The following is a 14,901-nucleotide window of genomic DNA, read 5'->3' on the forward strand; positions in this document are numbered from 1 at the left end:
GGCTGCAGCCGGCTGTCAGTACGTATGCAGGGGACCGTGCGATTTCCCGTACATCACCCTGAGAGCGCAATCGCGGACGAGCCCGTTGTCGAGGAGCTTGATGCCTGCGTTCGGGATGGCAGGGATACCGGCGAGCTTGTGTCCGAAGCGGCCCATTCGGTACTCCCTGCCCCAGGCAGCTTCAAGGCGCTGGGTGTAGTTGGTGAAATCGTCGGGGCCGCCGTTCAGCAGGGCCGCGATCACGCTTTCCCCGGCGACCAAACCGGATTCGAGCGCCTTCGAGATGCCTGCGCCCGAAACCGGTTTGGCGGCACCGAGTGCGTCGCCGGTGAAGACGACGCCGGGACGCCACGGTGGCCATGCAGTGAAACCCATCGGCAGTCGCCATGCCCGCACGCTCTTGCTCTTCTTCAAGTCGGCAATCGGCGGCAGGTCCCAATCACGCGGCAGGGAACGCAGAAACTCGCCGAGTAGCTGGGTGGCGTTGATCGCCTGCCAGTTTCGGAAGCAGTTGACATAGCCCACGCCGATGTTGAACACGCCGTCGCCCATCGGGAACACCCAGCCGTAGCCGGGCAACTGATCGCCCTCGAACTGCAGCTTGAGGTAGATGTCGAGCGAATCGGTGTCCGGCCGGTTGACGTGCATCTCCGAGCGGATCGCGATGGCCGAGTAGCCGTTGTACTCCGAATCGATGTTCAGCGCGCGCTTGATCGGTGAGTACGCACCGTCGGCGGCGATGACTGCATCTGCCGAGATCTTCTCCCCGGTCTTGAGAACCACGCCGACCACACGACCGTCTGCATCGAGTTCCGGTCCTGCCACTTCGGCGCCCTCGCGAACTTCCGCCCCGGCCTTCTCGGCGTGCCTGAGCAACACCGTGTCCAGGTGGGTGCGGCTGACGGTATGTCCGTGATCGGGCATACCGGGGCGCCTCGGGAAGGACATCTCCCACCGACTCGGGCTGAACACCGTGACCCGGTTGACCCGGTGGAAGGTCGCGACTTCGTCTGCCAGGCCCATCTTCTGCAGGTAACTGACGGCGCGGGCGGTCAATCCGTCACCACACGGCTTATCCCGGGGAAACTCGGCCTTGTCGACGACCAGCACCTTGGCGCCCACCTGCGCCGCCTGCCATGCCGCGGCGGAACCCGACGGGCCACCACCGGCGACGACGATGTCATAGTGCTGTGTCACAGAGTCCGCCCCCAGTCCCGAAGAAGCTCCAGTTCATCAGCTTTCGGGCGACGCCGCCAGGTGGACTACTTACCCGATGGGGCTACCGTGGGAGCCGTGGCATCCATCTTCGGCGACTCGCACCTGAAGCACGTCCGCCTGGTCACCCCGCAGACGACGAAGGGGTGTCAGGACTGCATCGCGGCCGGTACCCGCTGGGTCCATCTGCGGTTGTGTCTGACGTGCGGCCACGTCGGCTGTTGCGATTCGTCGCCGATGCGCCACGCGAGTGCTCACGCGCAGACGCCGGGGCACGAGATCGTGCAGTCCTTCGAGCCGGGCGAGAACTGGCGGTGGTGCTACGTGCACGAGAAGTACGTCTGACAAGGTGTCCTGAATTGAGGGCTGCGTGGCCGCTTGCGCCATGTGGCCGCGGCTAACCGGCGGGCAAAATGGAATGTGTCCAATTAGTCCCGACGGGAGTGGCACATCATGGCTGAAGTGATTGCAGGAGTGACGATTCCGGACACCGAGCTGGTCCGGGAGGCCACCTCGATCGTCCGGCAGGCGACCGACGAAACGTTGTTCAACCATTCCCGCCGCGTGTTCCTGTGGGGCTCATTGAAAGCGGCTGCGCGCGGGCTGGAGGTCGATCCGGAACTCGCCTACGTCGGCGGCATGTTCCACGACCTGGGCCTGACGGCGGCGCATGGCACCAAGGATCAAAGGTTCGAGATCGATGGCGCGGCAATGGCTCGGAAGCTGTTGTTGGACTTCGGCCGTACCGAGCAGGAGGCGACGAACGTGTGGCTGGCGATCGCGCTGCACACCACTCCGGAAGTGCCGCACCACCTGGCACCCGAGGTTGCCGTGGTGAGTCTCGGCGTCGAAACCGATGTGCTGGGAATGGGTTTGGATGAGATCACCGACGCACAACGGGCTGAGGTGGTGGCGGCGCATCCGCGCCCCGACTTCAAGAACCGCATCCTTCGGGCGTTCAACGACGGCATGGTCAATCGTCCGGACACCACGTTCGGCACGATGAACGACGACGTGCTCGCACACTTCGACCCGTCGTTCCAGCGGACGAATTTCGTTGACCTCATTGAGAACAACGCCTGGCCGGAGTGAGTCCGCACGACCGGGATGGGCAATGCCGGGCCGGGTGACAGGCTTGGGAACCCGGCCCGGCGTTGCCTTTCTGATCAGGCTTGCTTGACGGCTTCGATGTCGAGGGTGATGGTGACCTTGTCGCCGACGACGGCGCCACCGGTCTCCATCGGCAGGTCGAGGTCGACGCCGAAGTCCTTGCGGTTGATGACAACTGATGCTTCGTAGCCGGAGACCTCGCCGGCACCCATGCCGGGGCTCACGCCGTTGAACTCCAGGCTCAGCGTGACCGGGCGGGTGTTGCCCTTGATGGTCAGGTTGCCGTCCAGCAGGTAGGAGGCGCCGTTCTGCCGAACCGAGGTCGATGCGAAGGTCGCCACCGGGTGGTTCTCGGCGTCGAAGAAGTCGGCCGACTTGACGTGGCCGTCGCGCTGTTCGTTGCCGGTGTTGAGCGACGTCACGTCGATCTCGGCGGTGACCGACGGGGTGCCGTCGGCGTCGACGGTGATGGCGCCGCTGAAGTTCTCGAACTTGCCGCGGACCTTGCTGACCATCAGGTGGCGTACCGAAAACTCGACCGTGGAATGGGCATTGTCGATCGCCCAGGTGCCGACACTGAGGGGAGTGGTTGCGGTGGTCATGTGCCTGTCCTTTGTTCTTGGTCCGAGCGCCGGCGTTCCGGCCTCTGAAGGTGTCCAACCGGACTACGGTCCGGATTATTTCCCGCGGCCGGTGGGAATCTCTGGGAGTCGGCCGGCGCAGTCGCCCCAGCGCGTCGCCCCGAGGGGTCAGCGCCCGGCGAAGTAACTCTGTCGGTACTTCTGGGGCGACACCCCAACGGTGCGGACGAAGTGGTAGCGCAGCGAGGCGTACGAGCCGAATCCGGCCCGCTCGGCGACCTGATCCATGGGCAGGGTGGTCGTCTCGAGGAGTCCGCGGGCGCGGTCGACCCGCATGCCGGCCAGCACCCCCAACGGGGTGGTACCGAGGTAGTCGCGGAACTGCCGATTCAGTGTCCGCACGCTCACGGCAGCGTGGTTCGCGATGGTTCGGAGGTCGAGGTCGGCGACCGCGTTGTCCTTCATCCAGTTGATCGTCGGCTGCAGGGGATGTTCGGCGGCAACGTGTTCGGCGTTCTCGATGTACTGGGCCTGGCCGCCGTCACGCCAGGCGGGCACGACAACTCGACGTGCCGTCCGCCCGGCCAGCTCAGGCCCGGCCAGTTGACGGAGCAGGTGTAGGCAGAGGTCGACGCCGGCGGCGACACCAGCCGACGTGAGCACCGGCCCGTCGTCCACGAACAGCGCCCGTGGGTCCACGTCGACCCGGGGGTAGCGCCGGGCCAATTCGCCGGCGTACTGCCAGTGGGTGGTCGCACGTCGCCCGTCCAACAGTCCGGCCGCCGCAAGGGTGAACGCGCCGACGCAGAAGGAGGCGATCCGGATGCCGCCCTCCGCGGCCGCCCGCAACACGGAAAGCGCTTGGGGATCAGGCTGTTCCAAGAACTTTTGGGTCCCCGGCACCATGATCAGATCGGCCTGCAGGAGGGTGTCGAGTCGGTGCGGGGTGCGTATCTCGACGTGTCCCAATTCCGCCGCGGTGCCCACGGACCTGCCTTGACCGCAGACTCGGATATCGAACCGTGGCGGCACGGGGGAGTCTCCCGCGCGCGGTGTGTGGCCGTCCTCTGCGCTCGCCAGATTGGCCATCCCGAAGACCTGGCCGGGAATCATCAGCTCGAATCCGACGACTTGACCGAGCGCGAGGACGCCAATGAGCATGTGGCCAGATTTGCACAACATTGGTCCATCTGGCCACTGGTCTGGGGGCCGTCCGTGCGGCACTGTCGTGTCATGTTCACCCAGGAAGGGATCTCCATGGCCGATCAGCTCACCGACCAGGGGCAGAAATTCGGCCTCCCGGATTCCGATATCGCCACTGCCGCAAAGGAGTTCGTCTACACGGTCTCACCAGAGTTCGTGGCTCATCACTGCGTCCGCAGTTATCTGTTCGCGCGTGAGATTGCCGCGGCCCAGGGATTGCGGGCAGGCACCGACTACGACGACGAACTCGTGTTCTTGAGCTGCATGCTGCACGACCTCGGCGCGACCGAGGATGGCAATGGCGATCAGCGTTTCGAGGTCGACGGTGCCGACGCCGCGGCTCGGTTTCTCCGGGAGCGCGCCGTGCCAGAAGCGGAGATCAACACTGTGTGGCAGGCGATCGCCTTGCACACCAGTGCCGGGTTGGCCCCCAGGTTCGGCGCCGTGCAGGGCATCGCGCATCTGGGCATCGGGACGGACATCATCGGGATCGGGCGTCAGCTGCTGCCAAGTGGTTTCGCTGACCGCGTCCATGAGGCGTTCCCGCGTCACAACCTCGGATATGCCCTCGCGGAAGTCATCGCGCGGCAAGCACAGGACAATCCGCTCAAAGCGCCGCCGCTCAGCTTCTCCGGTCATGTCCACCAACTGATGTACCCCGAGGCGCCGCAGTTGACGTGGTTCGACCTGGTCGAGAACGCGGGCTGGGGCGATCTGCCGGTCGGAAGTATCGCGTCGGGGTCGCCTCGCTCAAGCGTCTGACCGACGTCGGCCGCTCCTGGGCGGCTCGCGTTCCTTAATGAAAATGATTACCATTAAGGTCATGCCCTCGACCTCCGCTGATCTCATCCCGGTGACCGTGCTTTCAGGCTTCCTGGGAGCCGGCAAGACCACGCTGCTCAACCACATCCTCGCCAACCGGGAAGGCCGCCGCGTCGCGGTGATCGTCAACGATATGAGCGAGGTGAACATCGACGCGGCCCTGATCGCCGGTCAAGGTCACCTGGACCGGACGGAAGAGAAGCTGGTCGAACTCACCAACGGATGCATCTGCTGCACCCTGCGTGAAGACCTCATCACCGCCGTCGCCGATCTGGCTCGTCAGCAGCGATTCGACCAGATCGTGATCGAATCGACGGGCATCTCCGAGCCGATGCCCGTGGCCGCCACCTTCAGTTGGGAATTCGAAGACGGCTTCGTGCTGTCCGACCTCGCCCGCCTGGACACGATGGTCACCGTCATCGATGCGTGCACCTTCTTACCGGAGTTGGCGCGCGGGGAAGCGCTCACCGAGCGCAATCTGGCGGTGGGCGACGGCGACGGACGCAACATCGCCGATCTGCTGGTCGATCAGGTCGAGTTCGCCGACGTCATTCTGGTCAACAAGACCGATCTGGTCAGCGCGAAAACGATTGCGACCGTTGAGGCCGTCGTGCGACGGCTCAACCCCAAGGCGCGGATCGAGCGCACCGAGCACGGGATCGTGCCGCTGGCAACCGTTTTGGACACCGGGTTGTTCGATCCGGACCTCGCCGCCGAGGCGCCGGGATGGGATGAAGAGATCGCCAATGGGCACACGCCCGAAACCGAGGAATACGGCATCAGCAGCATGACGTTCCGTGCCGACCGGCCGTTCCATCCGCAGCGCCTCGCCGCTGCCCTCGATCAGGTGCGAGGATTGCTGCGCAGCAAGGGTTTCTGCTGGATCGCCACCCGACCGAACATCGCCGCAATCTGGTCGCAGGCCGGACCCAACCTGACCATCGAACCCGCCCAGTACTGGACGAGTACCGAGATCGAGCCCGGCCAAGAGATCGTCTTCATTGGCATTCGCCTCGAATCCGGCAAGGTGCGAGCGCTTCTCGACTCAGCGCTGCTCACCGACGACGAAATTGCCGACGGCACGAGCGCGTGGCTGCGGTACGCGGATCCCCTGCCGGCATGGACCGCAGCACACAGTCACGTCTGAAAGGTGCCGCGGCGCCACTGTCGCGCGCAGTCCCGACGCGCCATTAGGCGCAAGCTCGCCACCAACCGGTATCACGCACTACCTTGACCTGTATGACGCGTGTCCGCGGTGCCGACCCGGTGCGCCGTGATCACGGCCGCTGCTCGTGCCTCACCACCGGGGAGCGAGCGAAAACCACAATTGCACAACACATCACACGATGAGAGGGACCGCCTGATGTCCATTCACCCAGCATTGATCAAAGCCACCAGGACTGTGGCCACCGGCGTCATCGGCGTGGCAGCCTACGACGTACTACGTAAGGCACTGCGCGCGGCGCCCATCCACGAAGCGAGTGTCACCACGGCATCGTGGGCACTGCGCGGTACCCGTAAAGCCGAGGAAGCGGCGGAGAACGCCCGGCTGAAGGTCGCCGATGTGATGGCCGAAGCGCGCGAGCGAATCGGCGAAGAGGTGCCACCGCCGTCGGTGGCCGACTCCGAACATTCCCATGACCACTGATGTGCTGACCGATGCGGCCGATGCGTCCCGTGTCGATGCCAAGTCCGACCTGACGGTGATATCCGTTGCTGCGGGGCGGATTCGGGTTCATGCTCCGTGGCTGCGGGGCGACTCCATCCGCGCTGTGGCGATCGAAGACACTGTCGACAAGATCGGTGGCGTCAGAACGGTCCACGCCTACCCACGCACCGCGTCGGTGGTGATCTGGTACTCGCCTCAGCGCTGCGACACCACGGAGCTGCTGACCGCGATTCTCGCCGCGCGAGTCATACCGCCGCAGCTGGTCCCGGCCCGCCCGCCACGTTCGGCCGACATTCACAACGCGGATGTCCTACGGATGGCGCTCGGGGCTCTGGCCCTGGGGCTCTTGGGAGTCCGTCGCTACGGCCTGTCCCGCCCGCGGCTGCTCGGGCCGGCCAGTCGGACGTTCGCCACCGGAGCGACCATCATCACCGGATACCCGTTTCTGCGCGGCGCGCTTCGCTCGCTGCGTGGGGGCAAATCTCCCGGCACCGATCTGCTGGTGTCTGCGGCCACCATCGCGAGTCTGATCCTCCGCGAGAACGTCGTCGCACTCACGGTGCTGTGGCTGCTGAATATCGGCGAGTACCTTCAGGATCTGACGCTGCGCCGTACCCGCCGCGCCATCGCAGACCTACTGCGCGGAGTTCAGGACACCGCATGGGTGCAGTTGGAAGACGGTACCGAAGTGCAGGTCAACGCCGAAGCTCTGCGGATTGGCGATCTGGTCGTCGTTCATGAGCAGGTCGCGATCCCCGTCGACGGCGACGTCGTCGCGGGGGAGGCGATCGTCGACCAGTCCGCCATAACCGGTGAGACCTTGCCCGTGACCGTGGCGCTCGGTGCGACCGTACACGCGGGGTCAGTGGTCGTGCGGGGCCGTGTCGTCGTGCGCGCCCGGGCGGTGGGCAGTCATACCGTGCTGGGCCGGATCGTGGCGAGAGTCGAAGAAGCGCAACGTGATCGGGCGCCGATCCAGACAGTGGGAGAGAACTTCTCCCGTCGCTTTGTGCCCGCTTCATTCGTATTGGCAGCGGCAACGTTCCTCGCCACCGGCGACGTCCGCCGAGCAATGACCATGCTGCTGGTGGCGTGCCCGTGCGCGGTGGGGCTGGCTACCCCGACCGCGATCAGTGCCGCCATCGGTAACGGAGCCCGTCGCGGCATTCTCATCAAAGGCGGTTCGCACCTGGAAGCGGCCGGCCGGGCCGATGCCGTGATCTTCGACAAAACCGGCACCCTCACCATGGGTCGGCACATTGTCACGAATATTGTTTCTTTCCAAGATAATTGGGCTCCAGAGGACATCCTCGCCTACGCCGCGAGCTCAGAGATTCACTCACGGCACCCACTGGCCGAAGCAGTGATCCGCTCGACCGAGGCCAAACACATCGTGATTCCGCCGCACGAAGAGTGCGAGGTGCTCGTGGGTCTGGGCATGCGGACCCGCGCCGACGGCCGCACGTTGCTGCTCGGCAGCCCGTCTTTGCTCGATCGCGAGGATGTCGCCGTGTGTGGCGAGGCAGATGCATGGGTGCAGCGCCTGCGCCGTCAGGCCGAGACACCGCTGCTGCTTGCCGTCGACGGTGAACTTGTGGGTTTGATCAGCCTTCGCGATGAGGTACGCCCCGAATCGGCAAAAGTGCTTGCGCGCCTGAGAGCATCGGGTGTGCAGCGGATCGTCATGCTCACCGGTGATCACGCAGAGACTGCGCAGGCGGTCGCTGCCGAACTCGGCATCACCGAATGGAAGGCCAACGCGCTACCAGAGGACAAGCTCGCGCTCGTGCGCAGTCTGCACGATGAGGGCTATACCGTCGCCGTGGTAGGCGATGGGGTCAACGATGCACCCGCGCTGGCCGCGGCAGACATCGGTATCGCAATGGGATTGGCCGGCACAGACGTCGCCGTCGAGACCGCCGACGTGGCTCTGTCGACAGACGATCTGCGACGGCTGCTTGACGTCAGAGATCTCAGCAACCACGCGGTCGCCGTCATCCGACAGAATTACGCCATGTCGATCGCGGTGAACGCGGTCGGGCTACTGCTCGGAGCGATCGGCGGACTCTCCCCGGTACTGGCCGCGATCTTGCACAACGCATCATCGGTCGCCGTTGTCACCAACAGCTCGCGCCTCATCCGGCATGAGCTGGCTCAGTCCGGTCGCCGGCACGATCAGCTGGCTGAACCGGACGGTGCGAGATCGCCGAGTAGGTAGCGCTGCAGCGTGACGCCGAGGTCGGCGGCGAGTTGTTCGTTGGACCGGTTGGCCAGCGGTTCGAGGCCGATGACGTACCGCGCCATCGCGAAACCGTTGACCTGCGACATGACCAGGGCGGCGCGGTAGTCGGCGTCCGTTGAGCCGAGCCCCTCGGCGATGGGCGCAATGATCTTGCGGGCCAGGAAGTCCCGCACGAGCTTCGCGGCCTCGGGCTCGGCCGTGGCGGCGCGCACCATGCCGATCATGGGCCGTCGCCGGACCTCGTCGTCGAGAACCTCGAGGATGAACGTCGCCAATCGCAGCCCTGCCGAGTCCTTGTCGCCGTCGAGTACCCGGCCGATGATCGCGGAGGGTTCCACCGGCAGTTCGACGACCGTGAGGAACAGGTCGAGCTTCTTGCCGTAGAAGTGGCTGACCAACGCGGGGTCGACGCCGGCTTGCAACGCGACTTGCCGCAGCGACGTGCGCTCGTACCCGAGCTCCGCGAACAGCTTTCGTGCGGTTTCCTCGATCGCCTCGCGGGTGCCGTTAGGTCCTGGACGGCGTCCACCGCGAGAGGTTCGCTCGGTCATTCGGCTCCCCGTTCACAGAATTCTTTACGTGTTGAATTATAGCCCTGGCGGGTCTAATGTCGTACCGTCAACCTTCTTGATTAGCCACGCAGCAGAGACGTTCCGCGCAGTTCGCGCCCACCCGTGCGAAAGGTCCACGGATGCAGCGGTTTTCGATCAGACGCAGACTCGGTCAGCACTGGATGTATGTGGTGGCCGTGGTGGTGGTCGTCGTCGCCGGATTCGCGGTGTACCGACTGCACGGCATCTTCGCGTCGCAGGACGTCACGTCGACCCCGAGCGGTGCGGTGAACGACATCGTGCCGTTCAACCCCAAACATGTGGTGATGGAGGTGTTCGGACCGCCGGGCACCGTCGCCACCGTCACCTACCTGGACGTCGATGCCCGGCCACAGCGCGCCGACGCCGTCAGGTTGCCGTGGACCTACGACACGACCACCACGCAGCCGGCGGTGTTCGTCAACCTCCAGGCGCAAGGCGACAGCGACTCGATCGGCTGCCGCATCACCATCGATGACGCCGTCAAGGACGAGAGAACGGTGAACACTGTGCACGCCTTCACCTACTGTCTGGACAAATCCGGATGAGCGCGAACCGGGTGCCGAACTTCATCCGGCGGTATTCAGTGCTCATCGCCTTCTTCTGGCTGGCCCTGGCCGTCGTCACGAATGTCTTTGTGCCACAGCTAGAGACGGTGGCCGAATCCCACAACGTGTCGCTGAGCCCGACAGACGCGCCGTCGTTGCAGGCGGCGAAGCGGATCGGCAAGGTCTTCCACGAGTTTGATTCCGACAGCTCGGCCATGATCGTGCTGGAGGGCGACCAGCCATTGGGCGCTGCCGCGCACCACTACTACGACGGCCTGATCGACAAGCTCACCGCCGACACCAAACACGTCCAGCATGTGCAGAACTTCTGGGGTGACCCGCTGACGGCGGCCGGTTCGCAGAGCGCCGACGGCAAGGCCGCGCTGGTGCAGGTGTATCTCGCCGGCAATCAGGGTGAGTCGCTGGCCAACGAGTCCGTCGACTCCGTCCGCAGGATCATCGAGAACACCCCGCCGCCAACAGGTCTGAAGGTGTACCTCACCGGCGCCGCGCCCCTGATCACCGACCAGTTCGAGGTGGGCCGTCATGGGACGCTGAAGACGACCTTGATCACCATCGGCGTGATCATGGTGATGCTGTTCTCGCTCTACCGCCGGTTCACCACGGTGATCATGGTGATCTTCACGGTGATGATGGAACTGACGGCGTCGCGCGGCGTCGTCGCCTCGCTGGCCAACGCCGGCATCATCGAGCTGTCGACGTACTCGACAAACCTGTTGACGCTCTTGGTCATCGCTGCCGGCACCGACTATGCGATCTTCATTCTCGGCCGGTTCCACGAAGCCAGATACGCCGGGCAGGATCGGGTCACCGCGTACAACACCATGTATCGCGGGACGTCGCACATCATCCTGGGATCGGGCCTGACCATCGCCGGCGCGGTGTTCTGCCTGATGTTCACCCGGCTGCCGTACTTCCAGAGTCTCGGAATTCCCGCCGGCACAGGTGTTCTCGTCGCGGTGGTCGCCGCGTTGACGCTCGCGCCCGCGATGCTGTGCATCGGCCGGCATTTCGGCCTCTTCGAACCCGTGCGCCAGCTGCAGACCCAGGGCTGGCGGCGCATCGGCACGGCCATCGTGCGCTGGCCCGGCCCAATCCTCGTGGTGACCGTCGCAGTGGCCCTCATCGGCCTGATCGCCCTGCCCGGGTACAAGACCAGCTACGACACCCGGCCATATATGCCGGCAAGCGCGCCCGCCAACATCGGTTACGCGGCCGCCGAACGCCATTTCTCGCAGGCCCGACTCAATCCCGAATTGCTGATGATCGAAGCCGACCACGATCTGCGCAATTCCACCGACATGATCCTGTTGGAGCGCGTGGCGAAAGCCGTCTTCCACACCGACGGCATCGCGCAGGTGCAATCGATCACCCGGCCGCTCGGGACGCCCCTGGACCACTCGTCGATACCGTTCCTGATCAGCGCCGGTAACGCTGGGCAGATCAACAACCTGCCCTTTCAGCAGGCTCGCAGCGCCGACCTGCTCAAGCAGGTTGACGTGATCAACAAGTCGATCGACATTCTGCGCCAACAGTATTCGCTGCAACAGCAGTCCAGCGGTATCACCCACGAACAGGCCCAGGCATTCCAGCAGACGGTCGCGACCGCCAAGGATTTACGCGACAAGATCGCCAACTTCGAGGACTTCTTCCGGCCGCTGCGCAACTACTTCTACTGGGAGCCGCATTGCTACGACATCCCGGTCTGCGCGGCGTTGCGGTCGGTGTTCGATTCTCTCGACGGTATCGACGACCTGACCGATCAACTGGGTGATGTCGCGGGCAGCATCGCCAAACTCGATGCGCTGCAACCGAAACTGCTCGCGTTGATCCCGCCGCAGATCGCCAGTCAACAGACCAACCGCGAACTGACGATGACGAACTACGCCACGAACTCGGGTCTGAACGATCAGGCCGCCGCGTCGCTGGAGAACGCGACCGCGCTGGGGCAGGCGTACGACGCGTCGAAAACTGACGACTCGTTCTATCTTCCGCCCGAGGCGTTCACCAACCCCGAGTTCCAGCGCGGCATGAAGCTGTTCATGTCACCGGACGGCAAGGCCGCCCGCATGATCATCACGCACGAAGGCGATCCCGCTACGCCGGAAGGTATTTCGCATATCGCCGCCATCAGGCACGCCGCGGCGCAGGCGGTCAAAGGCACGCCGCTGGGTGGATCGAAGGTCTACCTCGCCGGTACCGCGGCCACCTACAAGGACATTCAGGAGGGCGCCAAGTACGACCTGATGATCGCGGGAATCGCTGCGCTGAGCCTGATTCTGCTGGTGATGATGTTCATCACCCGAAGCATCGTCGCCGCGTTGGTCATCGTGGGCACCGTGGCGCTGTCGCTGGGTGCCTCATTCGGGCTGTCCGTACTGATCTGGCAGGACATCTTCGGTATCGAGCTGTATTGGATTGTCTTGGCGCTGGCCGTCATCCTGCTGCTGGCGGTGGGGTCGGACTACAACCTGCTGCTGGTCTCGCGGTTCAAAGAAGAGATCCACGCCGGCATCAACACGGGCATCATCCGCTCGATGGCCGGCTCGGGCGCGGTGGTGACCTCGGCCGGGCTGGTGTTCGCCGCGACCATGGCGTCCTTCGTGTTCGCGGACCTACGGGTGCTCGGCCAGATCGGCACCACGATCGCCCTGGGCCTGCTGTTCGACACCTTGATCGTGCGGTCGTTCATGACGCCGTCCATCGCGGTGCTGCTCGGGCGGTGGTTCTGGTGGCCGCTGAAGGTGCGGCAACGCCCGGCCAGTCAGATGCTGCAGCCGTACGGGTCACGTCAGGCGGTGCGTCAGCTGCTGCTGTGGGAGGACGGGGATCCGGCGGTGAGTGGATCGGGTGCAGGCGCGCGAAGCCACGGAGGTGACGCATGACGGGCATGGAGCTGTGGGGCGGTCTCACCATCCTTGCCGGGATGATGGCGCTGACCTTCGTCGCGTGTGTCTTCGTGTACGTCCGCGGGTTGGAGCGGCGACCACCCGCTCCATTGGGCGAACAGGTGGGCGCCCACAAAGCCGTCCTGGCCAAAGTGCGTAAAGGCCAACCGATGTCGCAGGGCGAGATCGACTATGCGAACGAACTGGTGTCTGACGCCGGCTCACCGCTGGCCTACGCGATACCCGCAGTCCTTTTCACCATGGGCTCCTTCTACGTCGTCGGGTGCCTCTACGAGCTGCAGGTCCACGGCGGCCATCCCTCGTTTCGCACCTTCATCGGGGGCATCCCGATGCTGACCTCGCTGAACATCTTCGGTCAGCTGCACCGGGTGGCACGACTGAAGAAGCGCGTGCCCGCGAGTCCCGCGCTGGTGGCTTAGCCGCCTACCGGTCGCCGAACGCCTTTGCCGCCAAATCGATCTGGGCTGAGGCAGCGAGAATCTGGCTGCGGTTCTCCACGTGCAGCGCGGCCTGCAGGCTGGGGGCTTCGAGGTTGGCCCACAGCACCTGCTTGGTCGACTCGACACCGAACTTGCCGTAGCTGCACAGGGTTTCGGCGATGGCCAGGGCATCGGCGACGACGTCGTCCGCGGACAGCCGTGAGACCAGCCCTAGGCGCAGTGCTTCGTCGGCCGCCACCGTCCGGGCGGTCAGGATCAGGTCGAACGCCTGCCCGGCACCGACGATCCGGGGGAGCGTGTAGCTCACCCCGATGTCGCAGCCGCCGATGCCCAGCTTGATGAACTGGGTGCAGAACCGTGCGCCCGGCCCGGCGATCCGGATGTCGGCGGCCAGTGCGATGGCGAAGCCGCCGCCGTACGCGGGCCCGTTCACCGCGGCGATCACCGGCTGGCGCAGATTCTGGATACGGGTGGTCAGCTCGGCGATACGTTCTTGCCAGCGCATGCCCGACCGCGGAAATTCCAGTCCGCCACCGGCTTCCGGTGGGTTGGGGTCCGACAGGTCCAGGCCCGAACAGAATCCGCGGCCGGCACCGGTGAGTACGACGACGCGGCACTCGTTGTTCCGGTGGATGTCCTCGAGTGTGCTGTGCAGGGCTTCGACGAGTTCGAAGCTCAGCGCATTGAGTTTCTCCGGGCGGTCCAGCGTCAGAACGGCGATATCGGGGCGCGGATAGGAGAGTGACAGCGGCGGCATGCAGCTGACGTTAGCTGCTGTGCCACCCGGCCACGCCGACGGCGATCATTCGCAGCTGCTTGCGTGCAGTCCGCTTGACGTCGTCCAGTGCCTTCGCGTCATTGGCGTCGTCGATGGACTCGGCGGTGGTCATCATCGTGTTGACGAACAGTCCGGCCACGATGTTCAGGTCCTCGGCGCTCCAGGTGGTGAGCCCCGGTAGCCGACCCAGATCGATCGCGAGCTCCGAGGTGATCAACCGGATTTCCGTGCGGATGGCGTAGCGCAGCGCGGTGACGCCGCTGTTGCGTTCCCGGCTGATGAAGCGCCAATGCTCGGGTCGTTCGGCAACGCTGTTGAAGAGGATGTCGACGGAGGACTCGATGAAGCGCTTGGGGTCGAGCTGGCCGGCGCGGCCACCGCGGAGCATCTCGCGGAGAGCGCGGAAGGACTCGTCGATGAGCACCAGGCCGAGCGCATCCATCGTCTCGAAGTGCCGGTAGAAGGCGGCGGGCACGATGCCGGCCTCGCGGGTGACCTCACGCAGGCTGAGCGCGCTGAAGCTGTCCTCTTCGAGCAGTGTGAGGGCAGCCGTGATGATGGCGCGGCGGGTTGCTTCCTTGCGCTCTTCGCGCGACAGGTTGTCCTGGACGCGAGAGCCTGATGAGCGGCTCGACCTCCGGTCGCGTGAACCAGGGGTACGACTGTTCACCGAACAAAGTTTACACAGCGTGGCATTGCCGCAGATTGAAACGCTTGTGTATGGCACAAGCATACGGATGTTCACTGTGTGATCCCAGCAACAACCTGCGCTT

Annotated in this window: 15 protein-coding genes; 9 read left to right on the forward strand and 6 right to left on the reverse strand. The window is 64.9% G+C overall.

Translation table 11 applies throughout. The features are described 5' to 3' along the window. Window positions 1-15: 15 nt before the first annotated feature. Window positions 16-1,197: a geranylgeranyl reductase family protein gene (locus tag AC1U2B_RS20615; protein ID WP_480218248.1), complete on the reverse strand. Its 1,182-nt coding sequence runs from the start codon at window positions 1,195-1,197 to the stop codon at window positions 16-18. 96 nt (window positions 1,198-1,293) lie between these two features. Between AC1U2B_RS20615 and AC1U2B_RS20620 the strand changes: the two genes are divergently transcribed. Together AC1U2B_RS20620 and AC1U2B_RS20625 are read left to right on the forward strand one after the other, a co-directional pair. Continuing rightward, window positions 1,294-1,560: a UBP-type zinc finger domain-containing protein gene (locus AC1U2B_RS20620; protein ID WP_043986734.1), complete on the forward strand. Its 267-nt coding sequence runs from the start codon at window positions 1,294-1,296 to the stop codon at window positions 1,558-1,560. A 108-nt stretch (window positions 1,561-1,668) separates the two neighbouring features. Next, on the forward strand, window positions 1,669-2,307 hold the full coding sequence (locus tag AC1U2B_RS20625) for an HD domain-containing protein (RefSeq protein ID WP_480218249.1): 639 nt from the start codon (window positions 1,669-1,671) through the stop codon (window positions 2,305-2,307). Window positions 2,308-2,381: 74 nt separating this feature from the next. Here AC1U2B_RS20625 and AC1U2B_RS20630 read toward each other — a convergent pair whose 3' ends face one another. Further along, window positions 2,382-2,927, reverse strand: coding sequence for a YceI family protein (locus AC1U2B_RS20630; RefSeq protein ID WP_480218250.1), 546 nt, complete (start codon window positions 2,925-2,927; stop codon window positions 2,382-2,384). A gap of 147 nt (window positions 2,928-3,074) precedes the next feature. After that, window positions 3,075-4,067 carry a GlxA family transcriptional regulator gene (locus AC1U2B_RS20635; RefSeq protein WP_480218251.1) on the reverse strand — a complete coding sequence of 331 codons (993 nt, stop codon included), beginning with the start codon at window positions 4,065-4,067 and terminating at the stop codon, window positions 3,075-3,077. A 72-nt stretch (window positions 4,068-4,139) separates the two neighbouring features. Here AC1U2B_RS20635 and AC1U2B_RS20640 point away from each other — a divergent pair, with 72 nt between their 5' ends. The 4 genes from AC1U2B_RS20640 to AC1U2B_RS20655 all read left to right on the forward strand — a co-directional run bounded on the left by AC1U2B_RS20640 (window position 4,140) and on the right by AC1U2B_RS20655 (window position 8,818). After that, window positions 4,140-4,871 (forward strand): HD domain-containing protein, encoded by a 732-nt coding sequence (locus AC1U2B_RS20640; protein ID WP_480218252.1) that lies wholly within the window; start codon window positions 4,140-4,142, stop codon window positions 4,869-4,871. 61 nt (window positions 4,872-4,932) lie between these two features. Next, window positions 4,933-6,078 (forward strand): GTP-binding protein, encoded by a 1,146-nt coding sequence (locus AC1U2B_RS20645; protein ID WP_480218253.1) that lies wholly within the window; start codon window positions 4,933-4,935, stop codon window positions 6,076-6,078. Window positions 6,079-6,294: 216 nt separating this feature from the next. Next, on the forward strand, window positions 6,295-6,579 hold the full coding sequence (locus tag AC1U2B_RS20650) for a DUF1490 family protein (RefSeq protein WP_480218254.1): 285 nt from the start codon (window positions 6,295-6,297) through the stop codon (window positions 6,577-6,579). Beyond that, on the forward strand, window positions 6,569-8,818 hold the full coding sequence (locus AC1U2B_RS20655) for a heavy metal translocating P-type ATPase (RefSeq protein ID WP_480218255.1): 2,250 nt from the start codon (window positions 6,569-6,571) through the stop codon (window positions 8,816-8,818). The genes AC1U2B_RS20650 and AC1U2B_RS20655 overlap by 11 nt, the downstream gene beginning before the upstream one ends. Here the strand turns inward: AC1U2B_RS20655 and AC1U2B_RS20660 are convergent. Next, window positions 8,776-9,393, reverse strand: coding sequence for a TetR/AcrR family transcriptional regulator (locus tag AC1U2B_RS20660; RefSeq protein WP_480218256.1), 618 nt, complete (start codon window positions 9,391-9,393; stop codon window positions 8,776-8,778). The two genes, AC1U2B_RS20655 and AC1U2B_RS20660, sit on opposite strands and share 43 nt — an antisense overlap. 140 nt (window positions 9,394-9,533) lie before the next feature. Between AC1U2B_RS20660 and AC1U2B_RS20665 the strand changes: the two genes are divergently transcribed. From AC1U2B_RS20665 to AC1U2B_RS20675, 3 genes are read left to right on the forward strand one after another with little or no spacing between them, the layout of a single operon-like run. Next, a complete protein-coding gene (locus AC1U2B_RS20665; protein WP_260937853.1) occupies window positions 9,534-9,980 on the forward strand; it encodes an MmpS family transport accessory protein in 447 nt (148 codons plus the stop codon). Then, window positions 9,977-12,886: an MMPL/RND family transporter gene (locus tag AC1U2B_RS20670; RefSeq protein ID WP_480218257.1), complete on the forward strand. Its 2,910-nt coding sequence runs from the start codon at window positions 9,977-9,979 to the stop codon at window positions 12,884-12,886. Before AC1U2B_RS20665 ends, AC1U2B_RS20670 begins: the two co-directional genes overlap by 4 nt. After that, window positions 12,883-13,329: a hypothetical protein gene (locus AC1U2B_RS20675; protein ID WP_480218258.1), complete on the forward strand. Its 447-nt coding sequence runs from the start codon at window positions 12,883-12,885 to the stop codon at window positions 13,327-13,329. Before AC1U2B_RS20670 ends, AC1U2B_RS20675 begins: the two co-directional genes overlap by 4 nt. A gap of 4 nt (window positions 13,330-13,333) precedes the next feature. On the opposite strand, the gene AC1U2B_RS20680 is transcribed toward AC1U2B_RS20675, so the two are convergent. Together AC1U2B_RS20680 and AC1U2B_RS20685 are read right to left on the reverse strand one after the other, a co-directional pair. Then, window positions 13,334-14,107: an enoyl-CoA hydratase/isomerase family protein gene (locus tag AC1U2B_RS20680; protein ID WP_480218259.1), complete on the reverse strand. Its 774-nt coding sequence runs from the start codon at window positions 14,105-14,107 to the stop codon at window positions 13,334-13,336. A 10-nt stretch (window positions 14,108-14,117) separates the two neighbouring features. Next, window positions 14,118-14,798 carry a TetR family transcriptional regulator gene (locus tag AC1U2B_RS20685; protein WP_480218260.1) on the reverse strand — a complete coding sequence of 227 codons (681 nt, stop codon included), beginning with the start codon at window positions 14,796-14,798 and terminating at the stop codon, window positions 14,118-14,120. Window positions 14,799-14,901: the final 103 nt, after the last annotated feature.

The sequence above is a fragment of the Mycolicibacterium sp. P4_G11 genome (assembly GCF_056555145.1).

What these genes read in the sequence shown, in the direction of transcription:
- AC1U2B_RS20655 (WP_480218255.1), top strand. Translation starts at nt 6,569, where the DNA reads ATGACCACTGATGTGCTGACCGATGCGGCCGATGCGTCCCGTGTCGAT.
- AC1U2B_RS20680 (WP_480218259.1), bottom strand. Translation starts at nt 14,107, where the DNA reads ATGCCGCCGCTGTCACTCTCCTATCCGCGCCCCGATATCGCCGTTCTG.
- AC1U2B_RS20630 (WP_480218250.1), bottom strand. Translation starts at nt 2,927, where the DNA reads ATGACCACCGCAACCACTCCCCTCAGTGTCGGCACCTGGGCGATCGAC.
- AC1U2B_RS20670 (WP_480218257.1), top strand. Translation starts at nt 9,977, where the DNA reads ATGAGCGCGAACCGGGTGCCGAACTTCATCCGGCGGTATTCAGTGCTC.
- AC1U2B_RS20640 (WP_480218252.1), top strand. Translation starts at nt 4,140, where the DNA reads ATGTTCACCCAGGAAGGGATCTCCATGGCCGATCAGCTCACCGACCAG.
- AC1U2B_RS20675 (WP_480218258.1), top strand. Translation starts at nt 12,883, where the DNA reads ATGACGGGCATGGAGCTGTGGGGCGGTCTCACCATCCTTGCCGGGATG.
- AC1U2B_RS20645 (WP_480218253.1), top strand. Translation starts at nt 4,933, where the DNA reads ATGCCCTCGACCTCCGCTGATCTCATCCCGGTGACCGTGCTTTCAGGC.
- AC1U2B_RS20660 (WP_480218256.1), bottom strand. Translation starts at nt 9,393, where the DNA reads ATGACCGAGCGAACCTCTCGCGGTGGACGCCGTCCAGGACCTAACGGC.
- AC1U2B_RS20665 (WP_260937853.1), top strand. Translation starts at nt 9,534, where the DNA reads ATGCAGCGGTTTTCGATCAGACGCAGACTCGGTCAGCACTGGATGTAT.
- AC1U2B_RS20635 (WP_480218251.1), bottom strand. Translation starts at nt 4,067, where the DNA reads ATGCTCATTGGCGTCCTCGCGCTCGGTCAAGTCGTCGGATTCGAGCTG.
- AC1U2B_RS20650 (WP_480218254.1), top strand. Translation starts at nt 6,295, where the DNA reads ATGTCCATTCACCCAGCATTGATCAAAGCCACCAGGACTGTGGCCACC.
- AC1U2B_RS20625 (WP_480218249.1), top strand. Translation starts at nt 1,669, where the DNA reads ATGGCTGAAGTGATTGCAGGAGTGACGATTCCGGACACCGAGCTGGTC.